The 24,715-nt window shown below is 68.5% G+C and carries 25 protein-coding genes; 21 read left to right on the forward strand and 4 right to left on the reverse strand.

Features of this window, described 5'->3' with window-relative positions:
- Nucleotides 1-35 precede the first annotated feature (35 nt).
- The 4 genes from Q8S38_RS02055 (at nucleotide 36) to Q8S38_RS02070 (ending at nucleotide 4,177) form a co-directional block, all read left to right on the forward strand.
- Nucleotides 36-1,019, forward strand: a complete 984-nt coding sequence (locus Q8S38_RS02055; RefSeq protein WP_305678747.1) for an ABC transporter permease — start codon at nucleotides 36-38, stop codon at nucleotides 1,017-1,019.
- Between the two features lie 184 nt (nucleotides 1,020-1,203).
- Nucleotides 1,204-2,151: an ABC transporter permease gene (locus Q8S38_RS02060; protein ID WP_305678748.1), complete on the forward strand. Its 948-nt coding sequence runs from the start codon at nucleotides 1,204-1,206 to the stop codon at nucleotides 2,149-2,151.
- 5 nt (nucleotides 2,152-2,156) lie between these two features.
- Nucleotides 2,157-3,170, forward strand: a complete 1,014-nt coding sequence (locus tag Q8S38_RS02065) for an ABC transporter ATP-binding protein (protein WP_305678749.1) — start codon at nucleotides 2,157-2,159, stop codon at nucleotides 3,168-3,170.
- Nucleotides 3,167-4,177, forward strand: coding sequence for an ABC transporter ATP-binding protein (locus tag Q8S38_RS02070; RefSeq protein ID WP_305678750.1), 1,011 nt, complete (start codon nucleotides 3,167-3,169; stop codon nucleotides 4,175-4,177). Before Q8S38_RS02065 ends, Q8S38_RS02070 begins: the two co-directional genes overlap by 4 nt.
- Before the next feature lie 9 nt (nucleotides 4,178-4,186).
- On the opposite strand, the gene Q8S38_RS02075 is transcribed toward Q8S38_RS02070, so the two are convergent.
- Nucleotides 4,187-5,443 carry a peptide ABC transporter permease gene (locus Q8S38_RS02075; RefSeq protein ID WP_305678751.1) on the reverse strand — a complete coding sequence of 419 codons (1,257 nt, stop codon included), beginning with the start codon at nucleotides 5,441-5,443 and terminating at the stop codon, nucleotides 4,187-4,189.
- A 192-nt stretch (nucleotides 5,444-5,635) separates the two neighbouring features.
- Here Q8S38_RS02075 and Q8S38_RS02080 point away from each other — a divergent pair, with 192 nt between their 5' ends.
- The 4 genes from Q8S38_RS02080 (at nucleotide 5,636) to Q8S38_RS02095 (ending at nucleotide 8,040) form a co-directional block, all read left to right on the forward strand.
- Nucleotides 5,636-6,151 carry a DUF2478 domain-containing protein gene (locus Q8S38_RS02080; protein ID WP_305678752.1) on the forward strand — a complete coding sequence of 172 codons (516 nt, stop codon included), beginning with the start codon at nucleotides 5,636-5,638 and terminating at the stop codon, nucleotides 6,149-6,151.
- A 22-nt stretch (nucleotides 6,152-6,173) separates the two neighbouring features.
- Nucleotides 6,174-7,067, forward strand: a complete 894-nt coding sequence (locus Q8S38_RS02085; protein ID WP_305678753.1) for a formate dehydrogenase accessory sulfurtransferase FdhD — start codon at nucleotides 6,174-6,176, stop codon at nucleotides 7,065-7,067.
- Nucleotides 7,068-7,217: 150 nt separating this feature from the next.
- Complete coding sequence (mobA, locus tag Q8S38_RS02090) at nucleotides 7,218-7,844, forward strand: molybdenum cofactor guanylyltransferase MobA (protein WP_305678754.1); 627 nt, start codon at nucleotides 7,218-7,220, stop codon at nucleotides 7,842-7,844.
- Between the two features lie 70 nt (nucleotides 7,845-7,914).
- Nucleotides 7,915-8,040: a hypothetical protein gene (locus Q8S38_RS02095; protein WP_305678755.1), complete on the forward strand. Its 126-nt coding sequence runs from the start codon at nucleotides 7,915-7,917 to the stop codon at nucleotides 8,038-8,040.
- A 160-nt stretch (nucleotides 8,041-8,200) separates the two neighbouring features.
- Here Q8S38_RS02095 and Q8S38_RS02100 read toward each other — a convergent pair whose 3' ends face one another.
- Together Q8S38_RS02100 and Q8S38_RS02105 are read right to left on the reverse strand one after the other, a co-directional pair.
- Nucleotides 8,201-9,334: an Mrp/NBP35 family ATP-binding protein gene (locus tag Q8S38_RS02100; RefSeq protein WP_305678756.1), complete on the reverse strand. Its 1,134-nt coding sequence runs from the start codon at nucleotides 9,332-9,334 to the stop codon at nucleotides 8,201-8,203.
- A 24-nt stretch (nucleotides 9,335-9,358) separates the two neighbouring features.
- Nucleotides 9,359-9,589 (reverse strand): sulfurtransferase TusA family protein, encoded by a 231-nt coding sequence (locus Q8S38_RS02105; RefSeq protein ID WP_305678757.1) that lies wholly within the window; start codon nucleotides 9,587-9,589, stop codon nucleotides 9,359-9,361.
- A 101-nt stretch (nucleotides 9,590-9,690) separates the two neighbouring features.
- Between Q8S38_RS02105 and Q8S38_RS02110 the strand changes: the two genes are divergently transcribed.
- The gene (locus Q8S38_RS02110; protein WP_305678758.1) at nucleotides 9,691-10,965 is read left to right on the forward strand and encodes a c-type cytochrome; all 1,275 of its coding nucleotides are present in this window, start codon (nucleotides 9,691-9,693) and stop codon (nucleotides 10,963-10,965) included.
- Between the two features lie 56 nt (nucleotides 10,966-11,021).
- Here the strand turns inward: Q8S38_RS02110 and Q8S38_RS02115 are convergent, their stop codons facing one another.
- Nucleotides 11,022-13,079 carry a 4Fe-4S binding protein gene (locus Q8S38_RS02115; RefSeq protein ID WP_305678759.1) on the reverse strand — a complete coding sequence of 686 codons (2,058 nt, stop codon included), beginning with the start codon at nucleotides 13,077-13,079 and terminating at the stop codon, nucleotides 11,022-11,024.
- Between the two features lie 137 nt (nucleotides 13,080-13,216).
- On the opposite strand from Q8S38_RS02115, the gene Q8S38_RS02120 reads away from it, so the two are divergent.
- From Q8S38_RS02120 to Q8S38_RS02175, 12 genes are all read left to right on the forward strand, one after another.
- Complete coding sequence (locus tag Q8S38_RS02120; protein ID WP_305678760.1) at nucleotides 13,217-13,960, forward strand: biotin/lipoate--protein ligase family protein; 744 nt, start codon at nucleotides 13,217-13,219, stop codon at nucleotides 13,958-13,960.
- Entirely contained in the window at nucleotides 13,957-14,505 is a 549-nt protein-coding gene (locus tag Q8S38_RS02125) for a DUF6505 family protein (RefSeq protein ID WP_305678761.1), read from the forward strand. Before Q8S38_RS02120 ends, Q8S38_RS02125 begins: the two co-directional genes overlap by 4 nt.
- Before the next feature lies 1 nt (nucleotide 14,506).
- Nucleotides 14,507-15,517: a DUF6352 family protein gene (locus tag Q8S38_RS02130; protein WP_305678762.1), complete on the forward strand. Its 1,011-nt coding sequence runs from the start codon at nucleotides 14,507-14,509 to the stop codon at nucleotides 15,515-15,517.
- A gap of 10 nt (nucleotides 15,518-15,527) precedes the next feature.
- Entirely contained in the window at nucleotides 15,528-16,046 is a 519-nt protein-coding gene (locus tag Q8S38_RS02135) for a DUF3305 domain-containing protein (protein ID WP_305678763.1), read from the forward strand.
- Nucleotides 16,043-16,765: a DUF3306 domain-containing protein gene (locus Q8S38_RS02140; RefSeq protein WP_305678764.1), complete on the forward strand. Its 723-nt coding sequence runs from the start codon at nucleotides 16,043-16,045 to the stop codon at nucleotides 16,763-16,765. The genes Q8S38_RS02135 and Q8S38_RS02140 overlap by 4 nt, the downstream gene beginning before the upstream one ends.
- Nucleotides 16,766-16,869: 104 nt before the next feature.
- Nucleotides 16,870-17,679, forward strand: coding sequence for a Cro/CI family transcriptional regulator (locus Q8S38_RS02145; RefSeq protein WP_305678765.1), 810 nt, complete (start codon nucleotides 16,870-16,872; stop codon nucleotides 17,677-17,679).
- Nucleotides 17,676-17,924, forward strand: coding sequence for a formate dehydrogenase (locus Q8S38_RS02150; RefSeq protein ID WP_371125814.1), 249 nt, complete (start codon nucleotides 17,676-17,678; stop codon nucleotides 17,922-17,924). The genes Q8S38_RS02145 and Q8S38_RS02150 overlap by 4 nt, the downstream gene beginning before the upstream one ends.
- Nucleotides 17,925-17,938: 14 nt before the next feature.
- Nucleotides 17,939-20,917: a formate dehydrogenase subunit alpha gene (locus Q8S38_RS02155; protein WP_305678766.1), complete on the forward strand. Its 2,979-nt coding sequence runs from the start codon at nucleotides 17,939-17,941 to the stop codon at nucleotides 20,915-20,917.
- 15 nt (nucleotides 20,918-20,932) lie between these two features.
- On the forward strand, nucleotides 20,933-21,529 hold the full coding sequence (gene fdh3B / locus Q8S38_RS02160; RefSeq protein ID WP_305678767.1) for a formate dehydrogenase FDH3 subunit beta: 597 nt from the start codon (nucleotides 20,933-20,935) through the stop codon (nucleotides 21,527-21,529).
- 213 nt (nucleotides 21,530-21,742) lie between these two features.
- Nucleotides 21,743-22,750, forward strand: a complete 1,008-nt coding sequence (locus Q8S38_RS02165) for a formate dehydrogenase subunit gamma (protein ID WP_305678768.1) — start codon at nucleotides 21,743-21,745, stop codon at nucleotides 22,748-22,750.
- A gap of 135 nt (nucleotides 22,751-22,885) precedes the next feature.
- Nucleotides 22,886-23,416 (forward strand): molybdopterin-guanine dinucleotide biosynthesis protein B, encoded by a 531-nt coding sequence (gene mobB, locus Q8S38_RS02170; RefSeq protein ID WP_305678769.1) that lies wholly within the window; start codon nucleotides 22,886-22,888, stop codon nucleotides 23,414-23,416.
- Nucleotides 23,417-23,423: 7 nt separating this feature from the next.
- Nucleotides 23,424-24,677: a molybdopterin molybdotransferase MoeA gene (locus Q8S38_RS02175; protein WP_305678770.1), complete on the forward strand. Its 1,254-nt coding sequence runs from the start codon at nucleotides 23,424-23,426 to the stop codon at nucleotides 24,675-24,677.
- Nucleotides 24,678-24,715 lie beyond the last annotated feature (38 nt).

Genomic DNA, 24,715 nt, shown 5'->3' on the forward strand with positions numbered 1-24,715 from the left:
TGTTTTTCTGACGGTGTTGGGAAAGTAGCCCCGTAATGCTCGCCTACATCCTGCGCTCGCTGATGCAGGGCATCGTCGTGATGCTGGCCGTCGCCTTCATCGCCTTCTCGATGTTCCGTTTCGTCGGCGACCCCGTGGTCAATATGCTCGGCCAGGAGGCGACGCTGCAGGACCGCGCCGAACTGACGGAGCGGCTCGGCCTCAACGACCCCGTGCCGCTGCAATTCGCCCGTTTCGTGGCCGATGCGGCACAGGGCGATTTCGGCATCTCCTACCGCCAGGGGCGCAAGGTCTCCTCGCTGATCCTGGAACGTCTGCCGGCGACGGTGGAACTCGCCGTGCTCTCTGCCATTTTCGCCTTCGTCGTCGGCATCGCGCTCGGCGTCTATGCAGCGATCCGGCGCGATGGCTGGATCGCCAACCTCGTGATGGCGCTGTCGCTGATCGGCGTCAGCCTGCCGACCTTCCTGATCGGCATCGGGCTGATCTACATCTTCGCGGTCGAACTGCGCTGGCTGCCCTCCTTCGGGCGGGGCGATACGGTCGCGATCGGCTGGTGGACGACCGGGCTGCTGACCACGAGCGGGCTGAAATCGCTGGTCATGCCGGTGCTGACGCTCGGCTTCCTGCAACTGACCTTGATCATGCGCCTCGTCCGCTCCGAAATGCTGGAGGTGATGCGCACCGACTTCATCCGCTTCGCCCGGGCCCGCGGCATCCCCGAGCGGCGCATCGAGTTCCGCCACGCGCTGCGCAACACGCTGATCCCCGTCATCACCATCGCCGGCGTGCAACTGGGCGGCGTCGTCGCCTTCGCCATCGTCACCGAGACGGTGTTCCAATGGCCGGGACTCGGCGCGCTCTTCGTCAACGCCGTGCAGTTCGTCGATGTGCCGGTGATGTCGGCCTATCTCCTGTTCGTGGCCTTCGTCTTCGTGCTGACCTCGCTCCTGGTCGATCTCGTCTACGTCGCGCTCGATCCGCGCCTGCGCAGCGGCAATCCGGCCATGGCGAAGTGAGGGCGGCGATGAGCGCATCCATTGTCATTCTGGGGCGGCCCATAGGGCTGAACCCGGAACCCACGACCGGGCGAGCCCTGTCGGATCAACCTTCCCTGATCACGATTCGCGTCGAGGCGGCTCACCCGGTCATGGGTTCCGGGTTCTTCGCGGTGCGAAGCCCCGGAAAGACAGAGGGCGCACCGTGACGACGCTTCATCCGCCAAAGCCCCGCACTCCCGGCCGCCTCGCGCGCCTCTGGGATTCCGACATCGCCTTCTCCTTCCGCTCCTCGCCGGTGACGGTCGCCGCGACGCTGCTGGCGCTGCTGCTCGTGCTGGCTGCGGTCGCGGCGCCGCTGATCGCGCCCTATGATCCCTTCGATCCCGCCTCGCTCGATCTCTCCGACGGTTTCTCGCGGCCGATGGTGCCCAACGAGATCACCGGCAAGGTGTTCTGGCTGGGCTCGGACGCGCAGGGCCGCGACATCTTCTCGGCCATCCTCTACGGCTCGCGCGTCTCGCTTTTGGTCGGCGCGGCCTCCGTGCTGTTCTCGCTGGTCATCGGCGTCGGCCTGGGCCTCGTCGCCGGCTATGTCGGCGGCCGCACCGAGGCGCTGATCATGCGTGTCGCCGACGTCCAGCTCTCCTTCCCGGCGATCCTCGTCGCGCTTCTGGTCTTCGGCGTCGCCCGCGGCCTGATCCCGCCGGCGCTGCAGGAGCAGATGACGCTACTGGTGCTGGTCGTCGCCATCGGCCTCTCGAACTGGGCGCAATATGCCCGCACCGTGCGCGGCTCGACGCTGGTCGAGAAGAACAAGGTCTATGTCGACGCCGCCCGGCTGATCGGGCTGAAGGCCTGGCCGGTGATGCTAAGGCACGTCCTGCCCAACGTCGCAGGCCCCGTCCTGGTGATCGCCACCATCAACCTGGCGCTCGCCGTCATCGAGGAGGCGACGCTCTCCTTCCTCGGCGTCGGCATGCCGCCGACCCAGCCGTCGCTGGGCACGCTGATCCGCTTCGGCCAGCAATATCTGTTCTCGGGCGAGTGGTGGATCCTGCTGTTCCCCTCGCTCGTACTGGTTCTGCTCGCCTTGTCGATCAACCTGTTCGGCGACTGGCTGCGCGACGCGCTCAACCCGAAGCTGAGATGAGCGCGATGTCGTCTGAAGAAGCCGTCCCCGTCGTCTCCGTCCGCGACCTCACCGTCGAGTTCGTCACCCGGCGTGGCACCTTGCGCGCGCTCGATCGCGTCTCCTTCGATGTCGGGCGCGGCGAGGTTCTGGGCGTCGTCGGCGAGTCGGGCGCCGGAAAATCCGTGACCGGGGCCGCCATCATCGGCCTGATCGACCCGCCCGGCCGCATCGCGGGCGGGCAGGTTCTGCTCTCGGGCGAGCGCATCGACAACCTGCCCCCTGACCAGATCCGCAAGCTGCGGGGCAAGCGCATCGGCATGATCTTCCAGGATCCGCTGACCAGCCTGAACCCGCTCTTCCGGATCAGCGAGCAGCTGATCGAGACGATCCGCGTTCACAGCGATCTCGATGCCGCCCAGGCCCGCGCCCGCGCCATCGCCCTGCTCGACGAGGTCGGCATTCCCGCGCCCGAACGGCGCATCGACAGCTATCCGCATGAATTCTCAGGCGGCATGCGCCAGCGCGTGGTGATCGCGCTCGCGCTCTGCGCGGAACCGGACTTCATCATCGCCGACGAGCCGACCACGGCGCTCGACGTCTCCGTCCAGGCGCAGATCATCGCGCTGATCAAGACGCTCTGCCGCGAGCGGGGCACCTCCTTCATGCTCGTTACCCATGACATGGGCGTCATCGCCGAGACGGTCGACCGCGTCGCGGTGATGTATGCCGGCCGCGTTGCCGAAATCGGCCCGGTGCGCGACGTCGTGAAGCAGCCGCTCCACCCCTATGCCCAGGGGCTGATGGGCGCGATTCCCTCGCTGGAGGGGCAGGCCCAGCGGCTGGTGCAGATTCCCGGGTCGATGCCGCGGCTCTCCGCCATCCCGCCGGGCTGCGCCTTCAACCCGCGCTGCGCTCAGGCTTTCGCCCGCTGCCATGTCGAGCGCCCGGAACTGATCGCTGTCGGCGATCGCAGGGTCGCCTGCCACCTCTACGACCAGCCCAGTTCCGGCAGTGCCGGCGCGGAGATCGTTTCATGAGCAAGCGCGCGGACGACGAACTGCCCTTCGTCGCGGTGCGCGACCTGCGCCGCGTCTTCGACGTCTCGAAACCCTGGCTCAACCGCGTGATCGAGGGCGCGCCGCGGGCCTATCTGAAGGCCGTCGACGGCGTCTCCTTCGAGATCCGCCGCGGCGAGACCTTCGCGCTCGTCGGCGAATCCGGCTCGGGCAAGTCGACCGTGGCGCGCATGGTGGTCGGCCTGCTGCCGCCCTCTGCCGGCACCGTCACCATCGACGGCGTCTCGATGAACGACGCCGAGGCCGCGCAGCAGCGCCAGCAGTTGCGCCGCCGCATCCAGATGATCTTCCAGGACCCTTACGCCTCGCTCAACCCGCGCTGGCGCGTCGGCAACATCATCGCCGAGCCGATCCGCGCCTTCGGGATCGTCGAGGGCGAGGCGCAGATCAAGGACCGCGTCGGCGAGTTGCTGAGGCTCGTCGGCCTGCATCCCGACGACTCACGGAAGTTCCCGCACGAGTTCTCCGGCGGCCAGCGCCAGCGCATCGCGATTGCCCGGGCGCTCGCCTCCGATGCCGAGTTCATCGTCTGCGACGAGCCGACCTCGGCGCTCGACGTCTCCGTCCAGGCGCAGATCCTCAACCTGATGCGGGACCTGCAGGAGCGGCTGGGCCTGACCTATCTCTTCATCTCGCACAACCTCGCCGTCGTCCGGCACATGGCGAGCCGCATCGGCGTGATGTATCTCGGCCGTCTCGTTGAGGTCTCGGAGGGCAAGAGCCTGTTCTCCAACCCCCGCCATCCCTATACGCGCCTGCTGCTCGACGCGGTGCCCGACGTCGCCATGGTGGGCAAGGCCCGCGAAGCGGTGAAGGGCGAGATTCCCAACCCGATTGCGCCGCCACCCGGCTGCACCTTCCATCCGCGCTGCCCGCTGGTCTTCGAGCGTTGCCGCATCGAGAATCCGGCCATCATCGACGGCGTCGCCTGCCACGCCGTCAATGCAGGCCGCGTCGTCGCGGCCTGACGCGCGACGTCAGGGCGCCGGGCCGCCTGCCTTCGGGCGCGTGGTTGCGGCAGCCGGCTTGTCGAGCAGCGGCGCGACCGGCCGGTCGGTGCGGTACTGTCCGCGCGCGATCGCCCCGAACATCAGCACGACGGCCGTCAGCGTCATCAGCCACCAGGGCTGCAGGGTGGCGAAGCCGAAAGCCGAGAGCGCGAAGGCGGTGGTGAAGGCGGCGACGCCGCCGGCGGCCAATGCGCCGGGCATGCGGCCCGCCGCCCGGACCGCGAAATACAGGCAGGTCGCCGCCGCCGCGGCACCGACCAGCCCGAGTTCGTACCAGGTCTCGAACAGCAGCGTCGTCGGCGCCGATTGCGGCAGGGCGCCGATCAGCCGGCCGCGCAGCACCGTGTCGAGGCCGTGTCCGGTGATGAGCTGGACCGGTGCGCTGCTGACGACATCGGCCCAGACCGAAAGGGATTGCGCGGCGGCGCCCGCACCGTCGGGAAAGCGCGACAGGATCGGAATCAGCAGGAAGGGCAGGATCGGCGCCAGCAGCATCAGCCCGGCCAGGATCGCGGCGACGATGGCAGCCGATTTTTCGCGGTTGGCGCTGACGGCGCCGAAGGCGACCGCGCCGCAGATCATCGCGGCGGCCTCTCCGTCCTCGAAGCGGGTCAGCGCCAGCAGGCCGACGACGAGCGCCAGCCCGAGCGCGCTCAGGCCGCGCTCCCGCGACAAGAGCCAGGCGAGCGCCGGCCAGGCCATGATCAGGATGACGCTGATTCCGCGCTCGACGCTGCCGGGCTCTGCATCGGTATGACGCAGCGCGGCGATCACGATCAGTGCCAGCGCGAAGGTCGCGGCGACGCCGGTGCCCAGAGGCGCGAGGTTGAGGTTCGAGGCCCGCATCCGCTCGGGCAGCGCCGCATGGCCGCAGAAGCCGAGCAGAACGGCGAGGACGAGATTGCCGGCCTTGTCGGCCGCCGAGGTGGTGTAGGGGCTCCAGACCAGCGAGAGAACCGACCAGGCGACGAGGCCGATCAGGATCATCCCCGGCAGGCTCAACACCGAGCGCTTGAGCATCGTGCCGAAGCCGCCCGGGTCCTCGATCAGCGCCGCGATGATCAGCAGCACGACCCCGATCGGCACCAGAACGACCGCCGCGCGGCGCGAGACCAGCGACGCGAGCGGCAGCACCAGTGCCAGCGTGCCGAAGGCGATGCGCCGCAGCAGCAGAGCCGCGTCGGCGGCGGGGTCGAGCGGGGCGTGGACGTGACGACGGGACATGGATCGAGAACCGGAAGACGGTCTTCAGCCGGAAAGCGCGCCGGAGATAGACACATCGACCGTAGCGGGCTCGTGGGGGCGCGACTGTAGGGCGCGCGCAACACTGCGCCCGCATCTCGCCCGCGGGGGCTCCGCCCCGGCTGCGACCAAAGCCCTCTGGCCGCGGCCGCGCTTTCATGGGATGACGTCGGCATGACGCTGCTGGCCGCCATTCCCTATGCTTCCGGTTTCCAGATCGACCAGTTCATGGCCGATCTCGCCCTGCGCCTGAAGGGCCGCGGCCTGCGCCTCGGTGGCGTGGTTCAGCACAATGATGGCAGCTGCGACCAGGGCTGCCTGTCGATGGCGCTGGAGGATCTCGCCAGCGGGACCCGTTTTCCGATCAGCGAGAACCGGGGCGCGGCATCGACCGGCTGCCGGCTCGATGCGCGCGGCCTCGCTGCGGCCGGTGGTGCCTTGACCGCCGCGCTCGCTGACGGGACGGACCTCGTCATCGTCAACAAGTTCGGGCGACAGGAGGTTCTGGGGCAGGGCCTGCGCCAGGAAATCGCCGCCGCGCTTCTGGCCGACGTGCCCCTGCTGATTGCCGTGCGGCAGGATTTTCTGCCCGCCTGGCGGGAGTTCGCCGGCGACGACTGGATCTCGCTCGCCGCGCAGCCCGAGATCATTGAAGCCTGGGCGCTGTCGCTGGCGTGCGTCACGGCCTGAGCGCCCCGCTGGAGCAGCCGCCATGGCGCAGGATATGAGCTTCCTTAACGACTATCTCGTCCGGCCCGATCCGCAGGCGGTCCGACTTGGTGCCACCGTCTCCGGCATCGACCAGACGGGCGCGACCGTCGAGACCCGCGTCGTCACCGAGCGCGCGCTGACGCTCTATCTCAACGCCCAGGAGATCGTCACGATGATGACGATCGGCGACCATCCCGACGCGCTGGCGCTGGGCTATCTGCTCAACCAGAACATGCTCAAGCGCGGCGATGTCGTCGACGCCATCGATTATGACGAGGAACTCGAGGTCGTGGTCGTCCGCACGCCGGAGCGCACCAATTTCGAGGAGAAGCTGAAGAAGAAGACGCTGACCTCGGGCTGTGCCCAGGGCACGGCTTTCGGGGACCTGATGGAGGCGATCGACGAGATCGAATTGCCCAAGGCGGAGCTACGCACGAGCTGGCTCTACGCGCTGACCAAGAAGATCAACACCACGCCCTCGCTCTATCTGGAGGCCGGCGCCATCCATGGCTGCGTGCTCTGCGAGGCCGACAGGCCGCTGGTCTACATGGAGGATGTCGGCCGCCACAACGCCGTCGACAAGGTCGCCGGCTGGATGTTCCGGCACGATGTCGATCCCGCGAAGATGATCTTCTACACCACCGGCCGCCTGACTTCGGAAATGGTGATCAAGACGGTGCGCATGGGCATCCCCGTGCTGGTCTCCCGCTCCGGCTTCACCGAATGGGGCGTCGAACTCGCCCGCAAGGCCGGGCTGACCCTGATCGGTCGGGCCCGCGGCAAGCGCTTCGTCGCGCTCGCCGGCGAGCAGAACATCGTCTTCGATCAGGATCCCGACACGGTCGAGGAGGAGGGCGGCAAGAGCCGGCGCAAGGGGGCTGATCGTGATGATTGAGTTGCGTTGTCATTCCGGGGCGATCCACAGGATCGAACCCGGAACCCACGACGGGGCTCGACGATCTGACGGGGTTTCACAGGGCTCGCCCGGTCGTGGATTCCGGGTTCTTCGCTGCGCTAAGCCCCGGAATGACAAGGTGGGATCACAATGAGCGCCCCTCCCACCCTCGGCCTGCTCCTCGCCGGCGGACTCGCGCGCCGCATGGGCGGCGGTGACAAGCCGCTGCGGACCATCGCGGGCCGCACCATCCTCGCCCATGTGATCGAGCGCCTGGCGCCCCAATGCGACGGGCTCGTGGTCAACGCCAATGGCGACCCCGGCCGCTTCGCCGATTACGGCCTGCCGGTGGTCGCCGACAGCGTGCCCGATTTCGCCGGGCCGCTCGCCGGCATTCTCGCCGGGCTCGACTGGATGGCGGTCAATCGGCCTCAGAACGAATGGCTCGTCAGCGTCGCCGCCGATACGCCCTTCATACCCCACGATCTCGTCGCCCGCCTGCATGCGGCGCGCGAGGCGCAGAACGTCCCGCTCGCCTGCGCAGCCTCGGGCGGCTGGACGCATCCGGTGATCGGCCTCTGGCCGGTTCGGCTGCGCGCCGATCTGCGCCACGCGCTGACAGTCGATGACGAGCGCAAGATCGACCGCTGGACCGCCCGCCATGGCTGCGCCAGCGCGCAGTGGCCGGTGGTGCCGGTCGATCCCTTCTTCAACGCCAACAAGCCCGAGGACCTCGACGAGGCCGAGCGGCTTTTCGCCACCCTGCCGCCGGCTTGAACCCCCTGCGGTCCTTCGCTATCTGTCCTGATAAGAGCCGCTTATCGCTGCCGCGCTCCGGGGGAAAATCATGAAGTCGTTTGTCGCCGCCATCGCCGTCGCCGCCATCCTCGCCTTTGGCGCCAGCCTCGTGCTGAACGACTATTTCCAGAAGCCGGTCGACGTTGCCTTCTCGACGGGCGGCGTCAGGCTCTGAGCGTCTGGTTCGGTCAGTTTCGGAACCACCTCGTCATCCTGGACTAGCCGCGCAGCGGCGCAGATCCGGGATCCATCATAGGGCGACGTCGTGCCCTATGATGGATCCCGGGACGACCTTCGGTCGCCCAGGATGACGATGGTCGCTACAGACCAGCCCCTCACTCGATGACGATGCGCGGCGCGGCCCGGGCCGTACCTCCGGCCATCGACGCCATCACCTGCCGCGCGATGCCGAGATAGGCCTTCGCATGAGCCGAATCCGGGTCGCTCGCCACGATCGGCCGGCCTGAGTCGGAGGTCTCGCGGATCGGCATGGCCAGCGGCACCTCGCCGAGGAAGGGCACGCCGAGGCGTTCCGCCTCATGCCGCGCCCCGCCATGGGCGAAGATGTCCGAGCGCGTGCCGCATTCCGGGCAGATGAAATAGCTCATGTTCTCGACGATGCCGAGGATCGGCACTTCGACCTTCTTGAACATCGCGACGCCGCGGCGCGCATCGAGCAGCGCCAGATCCTGCGGGGTCGAGACGATGACGGCGCCGGCCAGCGGCGTCTGCTGCGCCATGGTGAGCTGCGCGTCGCCGGTGCCGGGCGGCATGTCGACGACGAGCACGTCGAGTTCGCCCCAGGCGACCTCGCGCAGCATCTGGGTGATCGCCGAGATCACCATCGGCCCGCGCCAGATCATCGGCGTCTCCTCGTCGATGAGGAAGCCGATCGACATGATCTTCAGCCCATAGGCCTCCATCGGCGCCAGCGTCCGTCCGGAGACCAGCCGCGGCTTGCCGGTAATGCCGAAGATCTTGGGCACCGAGGGGCCGTAGATGTCGGCGTCGAGCACGCCGACCTTCAGCCCGAGAACGCTGAGCGCCACGGCGAGATTGGCGGTGGTGGTCGACTTGCCGACGCCGCCCTTGCCGGAGGCGACCGCGATGATCTGCTTGACGCCGGGCACGCCGGCAGCCTTCGGCGTCGGGCCGCCAGGACCCGCGCCGGGGGCCGGACGCTGCGCCTGCTGGCGCGCCTGCGCGGCGGCCGAGGAGGGCGCCTTGTCGGCGGTCAGCCCGACCAGGACCTGGCTCACGCCGGGCAGGCCAGACACAGCGCTTTCGGCCGCCTTGCGCACCGGCTCCATGGCCGCGGCTTCGGTGGCGTCGATGCCGATGGCGAAGATCACCTTGCCGCCGTCGATCAGGATGTCGGCGACGCGGCCGGACGCGGAGAGCGACTGGCCACTGGCCGGCAGCTTCACCAGTTCGAGCGCGCGCAGGATGTCGGCTTGGGTGAGGGCCAAGGGCTGAACTCCTATCGGCGCGGTTCAGGCCGACGCCTTGCGGATGTGGAAGACGAGCAGATCACCGTCGCTGCGGCTCTCCTCGATCGCATCCCCGGTTTCGCGCATCAGGTTGGGAATGTCGATGGCCGCCATCGGATCGGTGCATTCGACCAGAAACAGCGCGCCGGGCGCAGCCCCCTTCAGCGCCTTGCGGACCCGCAGCGCCGGCAGGGGGCATTTCAGGCCGCGGAGATTGAGAGGCGTGGCGGTCATGGCGGGAACCGGTTGCGATGGTCGCGCTTCATAGGCCGCGAGCTTGGGGCGGGGCAACTGGCCGCTTTGTCACGGCGCCCGCGCCGATCCATGATGGCGCCATGCGAACGATCCTTCAGCCTCTCGCCGTTCTCGCTCTCCTGAGCCTGCCCGCTTCCGCCCAGGAACTCCGCGGCCATGGCGGCCCGGTGCGGGCGATTGCGGTCTCGCCCGACGGTCTGTCTGCGATGACCGGCTCCTTCGACCAGTCGGCGATCCTCTGGAGCCTGTCGGGCGGCGCGGCGCAGGCGGTGCTGCGCTTTCACGAGGGCGCGGTGAACGCGGTCGTCGCCGTTCCCGGCCTCGGCTTCGCCACCGGCGCCGAGGACGGCCGCATCGCGCTGTGGCGCGGCGAGGCGGCCGTGCCGGTGCGGATCGTCGAGGGGCACAAGGGCCCCGTGGCCGCGCTGGCGGTCTCCGCCGATGGGCGCCGCATCGCCTCCGCCTCCTGGGACGAGACTGTGCGGGTGACGGCGCTCGGCGATGGTGGCGCGCGCCTGCTCGAAGGCCACAAGGGGCCGGTCAACGGCGTCGCCTTCCTGCCCGGCGGCGGCCTGGTCAGCGCCGGCTATGACGCGACGCTGCGGATCTGGCCGGCCGAGGGCGGCACGGAGCGCGTCGTCACGCTGCCGGCGGCGCTGAACGGCGTCGTCGTCGCGCCCGATGGCGAGATCGCGGTGGCCGCAGCCGATGGGCGCCTGCGGCTGTTTTCGCCCGAGGGCGAGGCGCGCGCCGAGATCGTCGTGGGCGAGACGCCGCTGATCGCACTCGCGCTCTCCGCCGACGGCACGACGCTGGCCGCTGGCGGCCTGCGCGGGCAGGTGGCGCTGATCGACCGGAAGGCACGTGCGGTGCGCGCCACGCTCGTCGGGCCGGGCCTGCCGGTCTGGTCGCTGGCCTTCCTGCCGGATGGCCGGCAACTGCTTTCGGGCGGGGCCGACCGGCTGGTGCGGCGCTGGAACGCGGTCACGGGCGAGCATATCGGCACGGTCGTGCCGCGCGCGGGCGCCGATGTACTGGCCGCCTTCAACGGCGAACGCGGCGCGCAGGTCTTCCGCGCCTGCGCCGCCTGCCACACTTTGACCCCGTCGGACGGCAACCGCGCCGGGCCGACGCTGCACGGGATCTTCGGCCGCCGCATCGCGAGCGCACCCGGCTACGCCTATTCCGAGGCCTTCAAAGCCATGGACATCGTCTGGACCAAGGAGACGGTGGCAAAGCTCTTCGAGGTGGGCCCCAACGCCTACACGCCCGGCACCAAGATGCCCGAGCAGACCATCGGTTCGGCTGAAGACCGGCAGGCGCTGGTCGATTGGCTGGAGAAGGTGACGCGCTGATCCATTTGTCATTCCGGGTTCGCGGCTTTGCCGCGCCCCGGAATGACAGGCTGGCCCTACTGCAGCGGGTCTTCTCCGCGCTCGGCCCGCTCGCGCAGATAATCCTCCGTCGTGCGCACCGGCGGGCGTGGCGGCGAGAGATGCGGGTCGAAGCTTTCGTTGACGACGACCTCGACGCGGCAATCCTCGCACATTTTCAAAACCGAGATGCGCTTGGCCGCGTCGCCCGAGAACATCCAGTGCTTGTTCTCGAGCTTGGCGGCGATCTTCTCGATCGTGCTGCGGACGCCGAAGGGCTTGGCGCAACTGATGCAGTGGAACGGCTCCTCCTGCTTGATCACGCGCCGTCCGCCCTTCCAGGCCTCGAAATCGATGCGCGGCTCCAGCGTGATGACCTTCTCCGGGCAGGTTGCCTCGCACAGCCCGCACTGCACGCAGAGATCCTCCTGGAAGCTCAGCGTCGGCCGCTCGGGATCATCAGACAGCGCCTGCACGGGGCAGGCCGAAACGCAGGCCAGGCACAGCGTGCAGCCATCCGTGTCTACATGCACGGTGCCGAACGGCGCCCGCGGCGGCATCGCCACAGTGGCAACGGGGCTGGGCGCGGCGGCGTGCAACTCGCCGATCGTCTGGCGCAGCAGCGGCCGGCCTTCGCCCATCGGGCGGAAGCGCGCCGGTGCTGGCGAAACCGTGCCCGGCACCAGGCGGGAGAGCGCTGCCGCCAGCTGGTCGGGGTCGTCGGTCTCGATCAGCCCGATGCGGTCGGGACCGAAGCCGAGCCCGGCCGCGAGCGTGTCGGCATAGGCGAGGTTGCGCTGCAGCCCCGCGAGATCGTGCTTGGGCCGGGCCCGGCCGAGCACGCGCACCGCGCTCGCGCCGAATGAGAGCGCCGCGGCGAAGGTCTCGAGCCCGATCTGGGTGATTTCGTTGACCCGCAGCGGCAGCACCCGGGCCGGCAGGCCGTCACCGAAGCGCGCGAGCGCGTCGATCAGCGCCTCGCCATGCTCGCCGTCATGCAGCAGCACGACCGCCTCGCGCCCGCCGGCGTCCGCATAGGTCGTCAGCAGCGTGCGCAGGCGGCGCAGCAGCGCGTCGGTCGGGGGCAGGGCGTAGGTCACCGCCCCGGTCGGGCAGACGGCGGCGCAGGCGCCGCAGCCGGCGCAGATTTCGGCCGAGATCGCGACATGGTCGCCGTTGGGCGTGATCGCCCCGGTCGGGCAGAGTTCGAGGCAGCGGGTGCAGCCGGTCTTCTTCGAGCGGGAATGGGCGCAGAGGTCCTCGTTCAGCCGCACATAATTCGGCTTGTCGAATTCGCCCACGAGATGGGCGGCTTCCGCGATCAGCTTTTCGATCGCGGCCGGGCTGCCGGGGTCGGCGCGCAGATAGCCGGCGCGCAATTCGCCCGCCGGGAACAGCGGCGTCCCGCCGGAGACGTCGATGACGATGTCGCAGTGCGAGGTCGCGCCGTTGCGCGGCTCGCCGAAGACGAGCCTGGCGCGCGACGACGGGGCGGGCGCGGCATAATCGTCGATTCGCAATTCGAAGGCGCCGAGCCAGCCGGTTGCGGTGGCGATCGTGCCTTTCAGCACCGGCGTCTCGGCGACGCGCGGCGGCGTGATCTCGCCGGGCCGGCTGAGCAGGATCGTGACGTCGAGATGCTCGGCCAGCCGCTGCCCGATCGAGAGCGCGGCCTCGTCGCGACCATAGACCAGCGCGACGCCCTTGCTGGTCAGGGTGGTGAAGGAGACCGGCGGCATCGGCTCGGCGGCGGCGGCGAGCAGGGCCGCCATTTTCGGCCCCGCCGCCTTCGCCTCGCGCGACCACCCGCCCGTCTCGCGGATGTTGGCGAAGACCAGATCCCCGGCATAGTCGAGATCGGCCGCAATCTCCTCGAACAGCGGCGCCTCCTGTGTGCAGGCGACGGTGACGGCGGCGCTCTCGCCGAGCGCGCGGGTGAACAGCTCGGTCTGGGTCCGGCAGAGATGCCGCGCGGTGCGGATCTCGGCGCCCTTGCAGCCACGGGACAGGGCGGCGCCGTCGAGCGGCATCGTGTCCTCGCACGAGCACACCATCAGCATCCGGGTGGCTTCCTGCGGGCGGGTGGCTTGCGTCATCGAAGAACAATCCTTGGGCCTGGCCGGGAGAGCGTCTTTTCGTCTCTCTTGCGGGTTGGAACGCATATATGGAATTGGAGGCGTTCAAAAGAAACGAACGATGCGCACTTCGTCGCGCCATCGGAGGATTTGCATCCATGGCGGCCAGCGCCCAGCGTCCTGATGATCTGCGCCGCGAGCCGGTTCTGCCTCCGGGCTTCTCGCTCGTGACCCTGCGCGAAGCGGGCGACGCCTTCGCCCATGCCTGCGCCATCGCCCCGGAAGCCGGCGCGGCGACGCTGGTCTGGACGCGGCGTTTCGACGTCATCGAGTTCGCGGTCGTGCTCGAGCCTGAGAACCCGCTCCGCGAGGCGCGGCTGGCGCATTACCTCGCGATGAATGCGCTCGCCGACGCACTCGCCATCTACAGCCCGCCCGAGCGCCCGATCCTGTTCCGCTGGCCCGACGCGCTGATCTACGATCTCGGCCTGATCGGCGGCGGCCGGCTCGCCTGGCCGGACGCCTGCGCCGAGGACGAGGTGCCCGAATGGATCGTGTTCGGGGCGATGCTGCGCGCGACCACGATGACGCCCTTCGCTGTTGGCCAGGTCGGTGTCGGCATGGCCGAGGAGGGCTTCGAGGAGATCGACGCGGTCGATCTGATCGAGGCCTTCGCCCGGCATCTGATGCTGGGTGTCACGCGCTGGCAGAGCGCCGGCCCCAAGGCGACGGCGCTGCGCTGGCTCGACCGGCTCGACAAGGTGATAGGCACCCGCCACGGCATCGAGCCGAACGGCGACCTCGTGGCGACGACCCAGGCGGGGACCAACCGCAAAAGCCTGGTCGAAGCGTTGGCGCGGGTCGACTGGCTCGATCGCGAGAGCGGCGGGCCGAAGCTGTGAGCGGGTTCAAACTCCCTCGCGCCATCAGGCTCGATCCGTCCGACACCTTCGTCTTTCGGCGGGCCGCCGAGCCCGGAGAATGGCTGGTGACCGGCTCCTTCCTGTTCGGCCAGGCCGACCCGTCTGCGCTCGATTCGAAAGGCAAGGCGGCCTTCCGCTCGGGCTTCCTCGGGGTCGGCAGTTTCGGCTGGAGCACGCTGGCGGTGGTGACGGAGGCGACGCAAGCCGAGCGCGAGGACGCCATCGGCCAGCTCGCCGCACATCTGATCGACAAGCTCGGCGCGCCCGATGCCGCGACTGCGCACGCCGCCGCGGCCGAAGAGATCGCCTTTGCCGCCTCGCTCTGCGATCATCCTGCGCAGACGCTTTTGGCCCTGCACCGGGCGCTGGAGGACGGCGAAATCCGCGAGCGTTTCCGCACCCTGACGCCCCGCGACGCCAGCCAGAGCGAGGGCTTCCGCGCCTTCGAGTTTCTGGAGGTGGCCGGCGAGGATGATGGCCCGCTGGAGCAGGTCGATCTTCTCAATCTCGAAAAGACCAGCTGACATGACGCATTTCTGGGCCACCTCCGGCCATCTGCTGCTGGACCGCGACGCAGGCGGCGGCCTACGGGTCACCGACGATTTCCTCAAGGCCTATCTGGCGCGGCCCGAATTGCTGCCGCCCGACGAGGCCTGCGCCGCGGAGCGCGCCTTGCATGGCAAGCTGATGGAGACCCCGCAGGCCGACATCGCGCCCGCCGAGCTCGCCGCCATCCTCGATGAGGATGCCCGCGAGAACTGGCGCTTCATGCTGGCCTGGCGCGACCGGCTGCTGGCGGCGCCGACGCTGGAGGCGGCCTATGCCGGGATCATCCGCGAGGGTGTCGTCGGGATTCCGCCGCTCTTCCTGGACCAACTCGTCCACGTCATCCTGCGCGCGGCGCTGGACGAGCTCGACGATCCCTATGTGACGCGCGCCGCCGAATGCCTGTTCCGGCCGCAGCGCGTCACCCATCACGAGAACACAATCCTGCTGGCCGATGCCGACATCATCGAGGGCCACGAGGCCGACCGACACGCCTCGCCGCTGCTGGCGATGCTGGGCGGCCCGGCGGCGACCTCGCTCGACATCCTCAAACCCGCCAATGCCGACCAGTACTGGCAGCGCTCGGACGGGTTCGACATGGTGCTGGATCTTGGCGGAGCGCCGTCGGGGCGCGCCGCGCTCGGCCAGGCGCTGCGCCATTGGGTCCGTCAGATCCATGGCTTCGACGTCACGGTCGCGCCGCTCGAGACGGTCAAGGATGCCGATTGGCGCTGGTTCGTCGGCCTCGACGCGCAAGCCACGGCCATCGGCAACGCGCTCTGGCAAGGGCAGTCGGTCGGCGACGACGAGCTGTCGCGCGTGCTGGCGCTCTACACGATGACCCTGCCCGACGATGTGCCCGTCTTGCCGGCGGCGAAGGGCAAGCCGATCTATCTGATCATGGCGATGTCGCCGGACCGGCTGCTGCGGCTGAAGCCGCAGAACCTGGTCACCGGCCTGCCGCTCGCGGTCCGCGAAATGGCCCATTGAGGATGAGCCGATGACCCAAGTCCATATCGAGGTCGGCATCGTCGTCGAGCGCCGCGCGGTCGAATCGCCCTGGATCGATCATGCCTGGGCGCCGCTCGCCGTCCTGCCGGAGCCGCCGCCGCTGGCGCCCTGGACGTCGCTGCAGGGCACGCCCGAGCGCCAGAGCTTCTATCTGGGCCCGGCGACGCTGACGCTGCACTCCGTCGATACCGCCCATTTCCGCGAGAATTTCCAGGCCGGCCGCGCCAAGCTCTGGGTCGCCATCCGCCCGACCGGGATCGAACCCGAGATCGAGTTCGTCGGGGTCACCGCCGACCCTTTCGAGGGTGAGGTCTACTCCGAGAATGTCGCCGATCTCGTCGAGGCGCTGCCGATGCCGGAAGCGATCGCCGAGCAGGTGCTGGCTTTCTTCGAGGCGCATCATGTCGAGCGCGAGTTCATCAAGCGCAAGCGCGCCGAGCATGATCCGCGCAAGGGCGGGGCGCCGCGCCCGGAAAGTGGCCTGCGCCGCCGTGAGGGCGAGGCATGAGCGCCGGCTCGCCCGAAGACGAAGGCTTCCTGAGTCGCTGGTCGCGTCGCAAACGTGAACTGGTCGAACGCGACGAGGCAGCTCCCGCACTGCCGCCCGCCGCGGAGGTGCCAGCCACCGCTCGGCCGACCGACCCCGAGGTCGCCGAGGTTGCCGAACCCGAGCCGGTCGAGCCACCTTCGCTCGACCTGATCGACAAGGATTTCGATCTCGCCTCCTGGCTGAAGCAGAATGTGCCGGAAGCTTGGAAGCTGGCGGCGATGCGGCGTGCCTGGGAAAACGACCCGGCGATCGCCGGCTTCGAGAATCCGGCGCGTGACTACGCGCTCGACTGGAACACACCGGGCATGGCACCGGGCTACGGCCCCCTGACGGAATCGGATGATGTCGGGGCGATGGTGCGCAGCATTTTCGGGGAGCCGCCGCCGGCCGAAGCGCAGACGCTGGCGGGTCACGAGGGTGCAGGCGACGGCATGTCGCATCAACTTTCGTCTAATTACGAAAATGACGCGTTGAATGCCGCAGCGCGAGATGACGCGGCCGAGGAGGGGGGGGCGGTTTCGGTTCGATTGAGCGAAGAGAGCGAAATCACGGCCGATCCGGCGCCTCTTCCCGAGATCGCCGCGCAGCCAGTCTATGCTGCAGTGCAGCAAACGGCCGATCCCGCCATCGTTTCGCCGCGCGGGCGGAAGCGCGGAGGCGGTGCAATTCCAATCTGAATAGAGATTGGAATAATTATATTTCTGAGCGATAAGCACGCGTTATCACGGCGCTGGAAAGACGGCGCTCGGCCGACGAAAAAAGAGAAACTGCTCCTGTCCCTATGCGTGACCCGGCACTGGAAAAAGCGATCGGCAGCGTGGGCGGCGTCAGGGCTCTGGCGCGCAGCCTCGGCATTTCGCAGCCGGCGATCTCGAGCTGGAAGCGCGTTCCCGCCGATCGCGTCCTGTCCGTCGAGGCGACGACCGGCATTCCGCGCAGCGACCTGCGTCCCGACCTCTACCCAGATGGGGGGGCTTCTGTGATGGCGGCTCAGTCGGAGATCGCGGTGCCCCTCATGATCGACGAGGTCGACGAGGCCCGGGCCCGCGAATGCGAGCTGATCGGCGCCCTGCTCTGGCGCGCGCCGACCGCCGAGACGCTGGCGGCGCTGCGCGGCCTGCAGGGGGATGCCTCGCCGCTGGGCATGGCGCATCTGGCTCTGGCCGAGGCCGCCGACGAGGCCACGCCCGAAAGCCTGCGCGACGAATTCTTCGAGCTCTTCATCGGCGTGGGCCGTGGCGAGCTCCTGCCCTACGGGTCCTATTATCTGACCGGCTTCCTGCACGAGCGGCCGCTCGCCCTGGTGCGCGAGGATATGGGGGCGCTCGGCCTGGCGCGCGACGCGCGCGCCGGCGAGCCGGAGGACCATATCGCCGTCCTGCTCGACATCCTAGCGAAGCTGATCCGGGGCGAGGTCGCGGCCGACACGGTCGATGCCGATCGGTTTTATGCCCGACACATCGAGGCCTGGGGCGAGCGCTTCTTCGCCGACCTCGAAGTCGCGAAAGCGGCGAAATTCTACAAGGCCGTCGGCCGGCTCGGCAGCCTGTTCCTGTCGATCGAGACACAAGCCGCGAGGCTGCCGGCATGATGGCCGTGACGATGACCGCAAAACACGATGCGTGGGAGACGACGATGTCGAAACCGAAAGAAGCCGGCAGCCCGGCCGTCGATCGCCGTAGCTTTTTCAAGGCGCTCGGCGCCGGTGCCACCCTGGCGGCGACGCCGGCCATGGTGACGCCGGCCGCCGCCGTCGATCCCGGCAAGGAAGAAACCAAGGCGCGCTACCGCGAGTCGGAGCACGTCAAGGACTTCTACCGCGTCAACCGTTACTGAGAGGCGCCAAAACCATGCTGATCAAGCGCAAAACCGCCGACGTCCAGCGCGGCCGGCTCCAGGCGGCGATCGCCGGCCTGTCCTCCGGCGTGATGGATCGCCGTGCCTTCCTTCGCCGGTCCGGCCTCGTCGCGGGCGGCGTCGCCGCTGCCGGCGCCCTGCAGATCGGTTCGGTCCGCAAGGCCGAGGCCGCCGGCCTGGGTCCGGCGACGGGCACCAAGATCGTCAAGAACATCTGCACCCATTGCTCGGTCGGTTGCACGGTCAAGGCCGAGGTCGTCAATGGCGTCTGGGTCGGCCAGGAGCCGGCCTGGGAAAGCCCGATCAACCGGGGCTCGCATTGCGCCAAGGGCGCTGCGGTTCGCGAACTCGTCCATGGCGACCGCCGCATCAAGTATCCGATGAAGCTGGTCGATGGCCAGTGGCAGCGCATCTCCTGGGACGTCGCGATCAATGAGATCGGCGACAAGATGATGGAGATCCGGGCCAAGTCGGGCGCGGACTCGGTCTATCTGCTCGGCTCGGCCAAGTTCTCCAACGAGGGCGCCTACCTGTTCCGCAAGTTCGCGGCCTTCTGGGGCACCAACAACGTCGATCACCAGGCGCGCATCTGTCACTCCACCACGGTCGCGGGTGTTGCCAACACCTGGGGCTACGGCGCGATGACGAACTCCTACAACGACATCCGCAATTCCAAGACGATCCTGTTCATGGGCTCGAATGCGGCCGAGGCCCATCCGGTCTCGATGCAGCACATCCTGGTCGGCAAGGAACAGAACCGCGCCAACGTCATCGTCTTCGATCCGCGCCTGACCCGCACCGCGGCTCATGCGACCGATTACATCCGCATCCGCTCCGGCACCGACATCGCGGTGATCTGGGGCATGATGTGGCACATCTTCAAGAATGGCTGGGAGGACAAGGCCTTCCTCGCCGCCCGTGTCCACGGCATGGACGACGTCCGCAAGGAGGTCGAGAAATACGACCCCAAGACCGTCGAGGACATCACCGGCGTGCCCGAGGCGCAGCTCAAGCGCGCCGCCGAGACCTTCGCCAAGGTCAAGCCCGCCACCTTCATCTGGTGCATGGGCGTGACCCAGCACTCGGTCGGCACCGCCAACGTCCGCGCCATCTGCAACCTGTTGCTCGCGACGGGCAATGTCGGCGGCATGGGCAACGGCGCCAACATCTTCCGCGGCCACTGCAACGTGCAGGGCGCGACCGACTTCGGCCTCGATATCTCGAACCTGCCTTGCTACTACGGGCTGGTCGAGGGCGCCTGGCGCCACTGGGCCCGCGTCTGGGACGTGCCTTACGACTACTTCGTCACCCGCTTCGACGAGGTGCCGGCCAAGGGCGGTCGTCCGGCGCGGACCCGCAAGGCCAATATGGAGACCTCGGGCCACACCTCGACCCGCTGGTTCGACGCCGCCAATCTGCCGGCCGAGCAGGTCGACCAGGTGGACAACCTCAAGGCCATGTTCGTCATGGGCCATGGCGGCAACACGATTCCCCGCATGCCCGATGCCGTGAAGGGTCTTGAGAAGCTCGAGCTTCTCGTCGTCGCCGACCCGCATCCGACCAACTTCGTTTCGCTCGGCGGCCGCAAGAACGGCACCTATATCCTGCCGATCGGGACGCAGTTCGAATGCGCCGGCTCGCGCACCTGCTCGAACCGCTCGGTGCAGTGGGGCGAGAAGGTCGTCGAGCCGATCTTCGAGGCCGCCAGCGACTATTTCGTCATCCACAAGTTGGCGCAGAAGCTCGGTTTCGCCGAGCCGATGCACAAGAACTTCGAGATGATCCAGGGCAAGTACGGCCCCGAGCCGTCCGCCGAGTCGATCCTGCGCGAGATCAACAAGGGCGGCTGGTCGACAGGCTATACCGGCCAGTCGCCCGAGCGCCTCAAGCTGCACATGGAGCACCAGGACAAGTTCGACCTGGTGTCCCTGCGCGGCGCCGTCGGCTCCCCGGTCGAGAACGACTTCTACGGCCTGCCATGGCCGTGCTGGGGCACGCCGGAGCTCAAGCATCCCGGCACCCACATCCTCTACAACACCTCGCTCGAGGCCAAGAACGGCGGCGGCACCTTCCGTCCGCGCTTCGGCCTGACCCGCGAGCGCACGCTCGCCGATGGCAGCAAGGTCAATGACACGCTGCTGGCGGAGAACGGCTCCTACTCGCTGAACTCGGACATCAAGGACGGCTACCCCGAGTTCACGATGGCCGTGCTGAAGAAGCTTGGCTGGGACGCGGAGCTGACGCCGAAGGAACTCGAGACGATCACCTGGGTCGGCGGCGCCAACATCGATGCCGTGAACTGGGCCACCGATCTCTCCGGTGGCATCCAGCGCGTCGCACTGGCCCATGGCTGCGTGCCCTATGGCAACGGCAAGGCCCGCGCGAACGCCTGGAACCTGCCCGATCCGGTGCCGACCCATCGCGAGCCGATCTACTCGCCGCGCGTCGATCTCGTCGCCAAATGGCCGGCGCGTCCCGACGAGCGCACGCTGCGCATCCCCAACCTGCACACCTCGGTTCAGAAGGCCGCGGTCGAGAAGGGCATCGCCAAGTCCTTCCCGATCGTCCTGACCTCGGGTCGCCTCGTCGAATACGAGGGCGGCGGCGAGGAGACGCGGTCGAACCGCTGGCTGGCTGAATTGCAGCAGGACATGTTCGTCGAGATCAACCCGGCGGACGCCACGGCGCGTGGCATTCGCGATGGGTCCTTCGTCTGGGTTTCCGGTCCGGAGAACAACTCGAAGGCCCGCGTCAAGGCGCTGGTGACCGAGCGGGTCGGCAAGGGCGTGGCCTTCATGCCCTTCCACTTCGGCGGCTTCTACCAGGGGCAGGACCAGCGCGGGAACTATCCCAAGGGCACCGATCCGATCGTGCTGGGTGAGTCGGTCAACGTCGTCACGACCTATGGCTACGATCCTGTGACGGCGATGCACGAAGGCAAGGTCACGCTCTGCCAGATCGCAGCGGCGTAAGGGGGAACTGAAATCATGGCACGGATGAAATTCCTCTGCGACGCCGACCGCTGCATCGAATGCAACGCCTGCGTCACCGCCTGCAAGAACGAGAACGAGGTGCCCTGGGGCATCAACCGCCGGCGCGTCGTCACGATCAATGACGGCAAGCCCAGCGAACGTTCGATCTCGATGGCCTGCATGCACTGCACCGACGCGCCCTGCGCGGCGGTCTGCCCGGTCGACTGCTTCTACACCACGGCCGACGCCGTGGTGCTGCACAGCAAGGACCTCTGCATCGGCTGCGGCTACTGCTTCTACGCCTGCCCCTTCGGCGCGCCGCAGTATCCCAAGGTCGGCAACTTCGGTTCGCGCGGCAAGATGGACAAGTGCACCTTCTGCGCCGGTGGTCCCGAGGTCGATCTATCGCCGGTCGAGTTCCAGAAATACGGCTCGAACCGTCTCGCCGAAGGCAAGCTGCCGCTCTGCGCCGAGATGTGCTCGACCAAGTCCCTGCTCGCCGGCGACGGCGCGATCATCGCCCAGATCTACAAGGAGCGGGTGGTGAAGCGTGGCTACGGCTCGGGCGCCTGGGGCTGGCAAACGGCCTACAAGGAAACCGTCGCGATCTGACGGGTCTGCGACGTCGCGCTTCGACACACCGCCGAGTTCCGGGGCGACCGCAGGTCGTCCCGGGTGCCATGGTCGGGTGGTCCGGAGCACCAGGATGAACCCCGGACCTTCGCGGCATCGCCGTTTGTCCGGGATGATGGCGGGGGGACCGGGTCGATGACCGCACACCACGCTTCAGCTCATGGTACCGCGCTTTTGCGAGAGGACTACTTCATGCGTTTCAGCGCCAAAATCCGCCTTCTGGTAACAGGCCTGCTGCTGACCTTTGCGGTGGCGCTCGCCGTTCCCGCTTCGGCCCAGCAGGTCAATCCGACGGCCGACGCCATGCGCGAGCAGCAGTTCCTCGACGCGCTGAAGGGCAACTCTTCGGCGGAATTGCAGGGCCGCATCACCATCCCCGACCAGAAGGCCGCGACCTTGCAGCGGCCAGCCGGCCGCGAATGGCGTGAGTTCCATCAGGGAACGATGCTGCGCGTGGCCGTGATTTCGGTACTCGGCACGCTGCTGGTGCTGGCCGCCTTCTACCTCATCCGGGGCCGCATCCCGATGGAGACCGGGCCGGCCGGACGGACGCTGACGCGCTTCAACGCCTTCGAGCGCTTCATGCACTGGCTGACAGCGGGTTGCTTCATCGTGCTGGCGCTGTCGGGACTCAATGTCACTTTCGGCAAGATGGCGCTGCTGCCGCTGGTCGGCCCCCAGGCCTTCACCAACATCTCGGTGGTGGCGAAATGGGCGCATAACTTCCTCGCCTGGCCGTTCATGCTCGGCGTCGCGATGATGTTCGTCGTCTGGGTCAAGGACAACATCCCCGATGCGCTCGACCTGCGCTGGTTTGCGGCCGGCGGCGGCATCATCGGCAAGGGGCATCCTCCGGCCAAGCGCTTCAACGGCGGCCAGAAGGTGGTGTTCTGGAGCGTCGTGCTGGGTGGCGCCGCCCTGTCGGTGTCGGGCTTCTACCTGCTGTTCCCGTTCTATGCGGGCGGCGTCCTGAACCTGCAGTTCTGGAACGTCGTCCACGGTCTCGTGTCGGTCGTGATGGTCGCCCTGATGCTGGGCCACATCTACATCGGCTCGGTCGGTATGGAGGGCGCGTTCGATGCCATGGGTTCGGGCGAGGTCGACCTGAACTGGGCCAAGGCGCATCATTCGCTCTGGGCCGAGGACGAGTTGCAGAAGGGCCAGGTCAATGGCGGGCCGCGGCTCCAGCCGGCCGAGTGACGGCGGCAAGACCAGCAAGACAAGGTGATCAGCAAGATAAGGTGACCGGCGAGACGACTTGACCGGCAACACAGGCTGATCGAAGACAACCGGGCGCAGCAGCGCCCGGTTTTTGTTTATGGACGAAGGTTTGCGATGCGTGTGATCGGTCTGGCGGGGTGGAGCGGTGCGGGCAAGACCACGCTGCTGACCCGGCTCATCCCGGAGCTGGCCGGCCGCGGCATCTCGGTCTCGACCGTCAAGCACGCCCATCACGCGTTCGACCTCGATACGCCCGGCAAGGATTCCCATGCGCATCGGGAGGCGGGTGCGCGCGAGGTTCTGATCTCTTCCGAGCGGCGCTGGGCCCTGATGCGCGAATTGCGCGCTGAGCCCGAGGCCCGGCTTCACGATCTCCTCGGCCGCCTGTCTCCGGTCGATCTCGTCATCGTCGAGGGTTTCAAGCGCGAGCCCCATCTCAAGATCGAGATTCATCGTTCCGCCAACGGCAAGCCGCCGCTCCATCCCGGCGATGCGACGATCGTCGCCATCGCCAGCGACACCGGGTTTCCCGAGGCGGGCCGTCCGGTGATCGACATCGACGACGTCGCGGGCGTCGCTGACATCATTTTGCAGCACGCCCAGCCGCTCGCAGCCGTCCTGGCGCGCGGCCCCCGGCAGGAATGAGCACGCCATGGCCCAGCTGAGCCGCGACAGCGAGGCCTTCGGGCCCCTGATGACGCTGGAGCAGGCCGGCGAGCGCGTCGCCGCGCTGGTCGCGCCCGTCGCCAGGGAGGAGACCGTGGCGCTGGCCGAGGCCGATGGCCGTGTCCTGGCCCGGGACGTGGTGGCCCCGCTCGATCTGCCGCCCTTCGCCAATTCCGCCGTCGATGGCTACGCCGTGCGCTTCGACGATCTCGCCGTCGCGGGGCCGACGCGCCTGACCGTGGCAGGGCGTGTCGCAGCGGGGGCCGATGCCGGTGGCGTGACGACGCAAGGCGTGGCGGTCCGGGTCTTCACGGGCGCGCCGCTGCCGCCCGCTGCCGACACCGTCTTCATGCAGGAGGATGTCGGGCTGGAGGACGGCTTCGCGCTCCTGCCGCCCGGCCTGGCGCGCAGTGCCAATGCCCGCCCGGCCGGGGAGGACATCGCGCAGGGCGCGATCGCCGTGACGGCGGGCCGGCGCCTGCGCCCGCAGGACCTCGCCCTGTTGTCCGCGCTCGGCTTCACACAGCTTGCGGTGCGGCGGCGGCCGCGGGTCGCGGTGTTCTCGACCGGCGATGAACTGACCGAGCCGGGCTTGCCGCTGGCGCCGGCCGCGATCTACGACGCCAACCGCGCCCTGCTGCGGTCCATGGTGGCGCGGGCCGGGGCTGAGGTCGTCGATCTCGGCATCCTGCGCGACGAGCGCGGCAGCCTCGCTATGCGCCTCGCCGAAGCCGCGCGCGGCTGCGATCTGGTGCTGACCTCGGGCGGCGTTTCGACCGGCGAGGAAGACCATGTCAAGGCGGCGGTCGAGCAGGTCGGTGAGCTCGACTTCTGGCGCATCGGCATCAAGCCGGGTCGCCCCGTGGCGTTGGGGCGTATCGGCACCACGCCTTTCATTGGCCTTCCCGGCAATCCGGTCGCGGTCTTCGTCACCTTCGCCTTCGTGGCGCGGGCGCTGATCGCGCGACTGGCCGGCACGCCCTATGCCAGACCCATGGCCCTGCCGGTGCGGCTCGGCTTCGCCTACCGCAAGAAGGAGGGGCGGCGCGAATATGTCCGCGTCTCGCTGGATGCCGGCGCCGACGGCGTGATGGTCGCCCGCAAGCACCCCCAGGATGGCGCGGGCGTCCTGACCTCGCTCACCCGTACGGACGGGCTGGTCGAGCTCGCCGAGGATCTGACGGTGATCGGGGAGGGCGCGGTCGTGCCCTTCCTTGCCTATGAGCTGCTGGTCGGCTGAGCCCGGCAGGCCGGCCTCGCCGCGCCCGAAGGCGCGGC

The sequence above is a fragment of the Allobosea sp. genome, assembly GCF_030695125.1.
In the GTDB taxonomy this organism is placed as follows: Bacteria; Pseudomonadota; Alphaproteobacteria; order Rhizobiales; family Beijerinckiaceae; genus Allobosea.

Bases quoted from the DNA above. Each gene is read 5' to 3' on its own strand.
- Q8S38_RS02065 (WP_305678749.1), top strand. From the start codon at position 2,157: ATGTCGTCTGAAGAAGCCGTCCCCGTCGTCTCCGTCCGCGACCTCACC.
- Q8S38_RS02175 (WP_305678770.1), top strand. From the start codon at position 23,424: ATGGCCCAGCTGAGCCGCGACAGCGAGGCCTTCGGGCCCCTGATGACG.
- Q8S38_RS02150 (WP_371125814.1), top strand. From the start codon at position 17,676: ATGATGGCCGTGACGATGACCGCAAAACACGATGCGTGGGAGACGACG.
- Q8S38_RS02075 (WP_305678751.1), bottom strand. From the start codon at position 5,443: ATGTCCCGTCGTCACGTCCACGCCCCGCTCGACCCCGCCGCCGACGCG.
- Q8S38_RS02070 (WP_305678750.1), top strand. From the start codon at position 3,167: ATGAGCAAGCGCGCGGACGACGAACTGCCCTTCGTCGCGGTGCGCGAC.
- Q8S38_RS02130 (WP_305678762.1), top strand. From the start codon at position 14,507: ATGACGCATTTCTGGGCCACCTCCGGCCATCTGCTGCTGGACCGCGAC.
- fdh3B (WP_305678767.1), top strand. From the start codon at position 20,933: ATGGCACGGATGAAATTCCTCTGCGACGCCGACCGCTGCATCGAATGC.
- Q8S38_RS02155 (WP_305678766.1), top strand. From the start codon at position 17,939: ATGCTGATCAAGCGCAAAACCGCCGACGTCCAGCGCGGCCGGCTCCAG.
- Q8S38_RS02145 (WP_305678765.1), top strand. From the start codon at position 16,870: ATGCGTGACCCGGCACTGGAAAAAGCGATCGGCAGCGTGGGCGGCGTC.
- Q8S38_RS02055 (WP_305678747.1), top strand. From the start codon at position 36: ATGCTCGCCTACATCCTGCGCTCGCTGATGCAGGGCATCGTCGTGATG.
- Q8S38_RS02095 (WP_305678755.1), top strand. From the start codon at position 7,915: ATGAAGTCGTTTGTCGCCGCCATCGCCGTCGCCGCCATCCTCGCCTTT.
- Q8S38_RS02105 (WP_305678757.1), bottom strand. From the start codon at position 9,589: ATGACCGCCACGCCTCTCAATCTCCGCGGCCTGAAATGCCCCCTGCCG.
- Q8S38_RS02135 (WP_305678763.1), top strand. From the start codon at position 15,528: ATGACCCAAGTCCATATCGAGGTCGGCATCGTCGTCGAGCGCCGCGCG.
- Q8S38_RS02115 (WP_305678759.1), bottom strand. From the start codon at position 13,079: ATGACGCAAGCCACCCGCCCGCAGGAAGCCACCCGGATGCTGATGGTG.
- Q8S38_RS02110 (WP_305678758.1), top strand. From the start codon at position 9,691: ATGCGAACGATCCTTCAGCCTCTCGCCGTTCTCGCTCTCCTGAGCCTG.
- Q8S38_RS02165 (WP_305678768.1), top strand. From the start codon at position 21,743: ATGCGTTTCAGCGCCAAAATCCGCCTTCTGGTAACAGGCCTGCTGCTG.
- Q8S38_RS02080 (WP_305678752.1), top strand. From the start codon at position 5,636: ATGACGCTGCTGGCCGCCATTCCCTATGCTTCCGGTTTCCAGATCGAC.
- Q8S38_RS02120 (WP_305678760.1), top strand. From the start codon at position 13,217: ATGGCGGCCAGCGCCCAGCGTCCTGATGATCTGCGCCGCGAGCCGGTT.
- Q8S38_RS02085 (WP_305678753.1), top strand. From the start codon at position 6,174: ATGGCGCAGGATATGAGCTTCCTTAACGACTATCTCGTCCGGCCCGAT.
- Q8S38_RS02140 (WP_305678764.1), top strand. From the start codon at position 16,043: ATGAGCGCCGGCTCGCCCGAAGACGAAGGCTTCCTGAGTCGCTGGTCG.
- mobB (WP_305678769.1), top strand. From the start codon at position 22,886: ATGCGTGTGATCGGTCTGGCGGGGTGGAGCGGTGCGGGCAAGACCACG.
- mobA (WP_305678754.1), top strand. From the start codon at position 7,218: ATGAGCGCCCCTCCCACCCTCGGCCTGCTCCTCGCCGGCGGACTCGCG.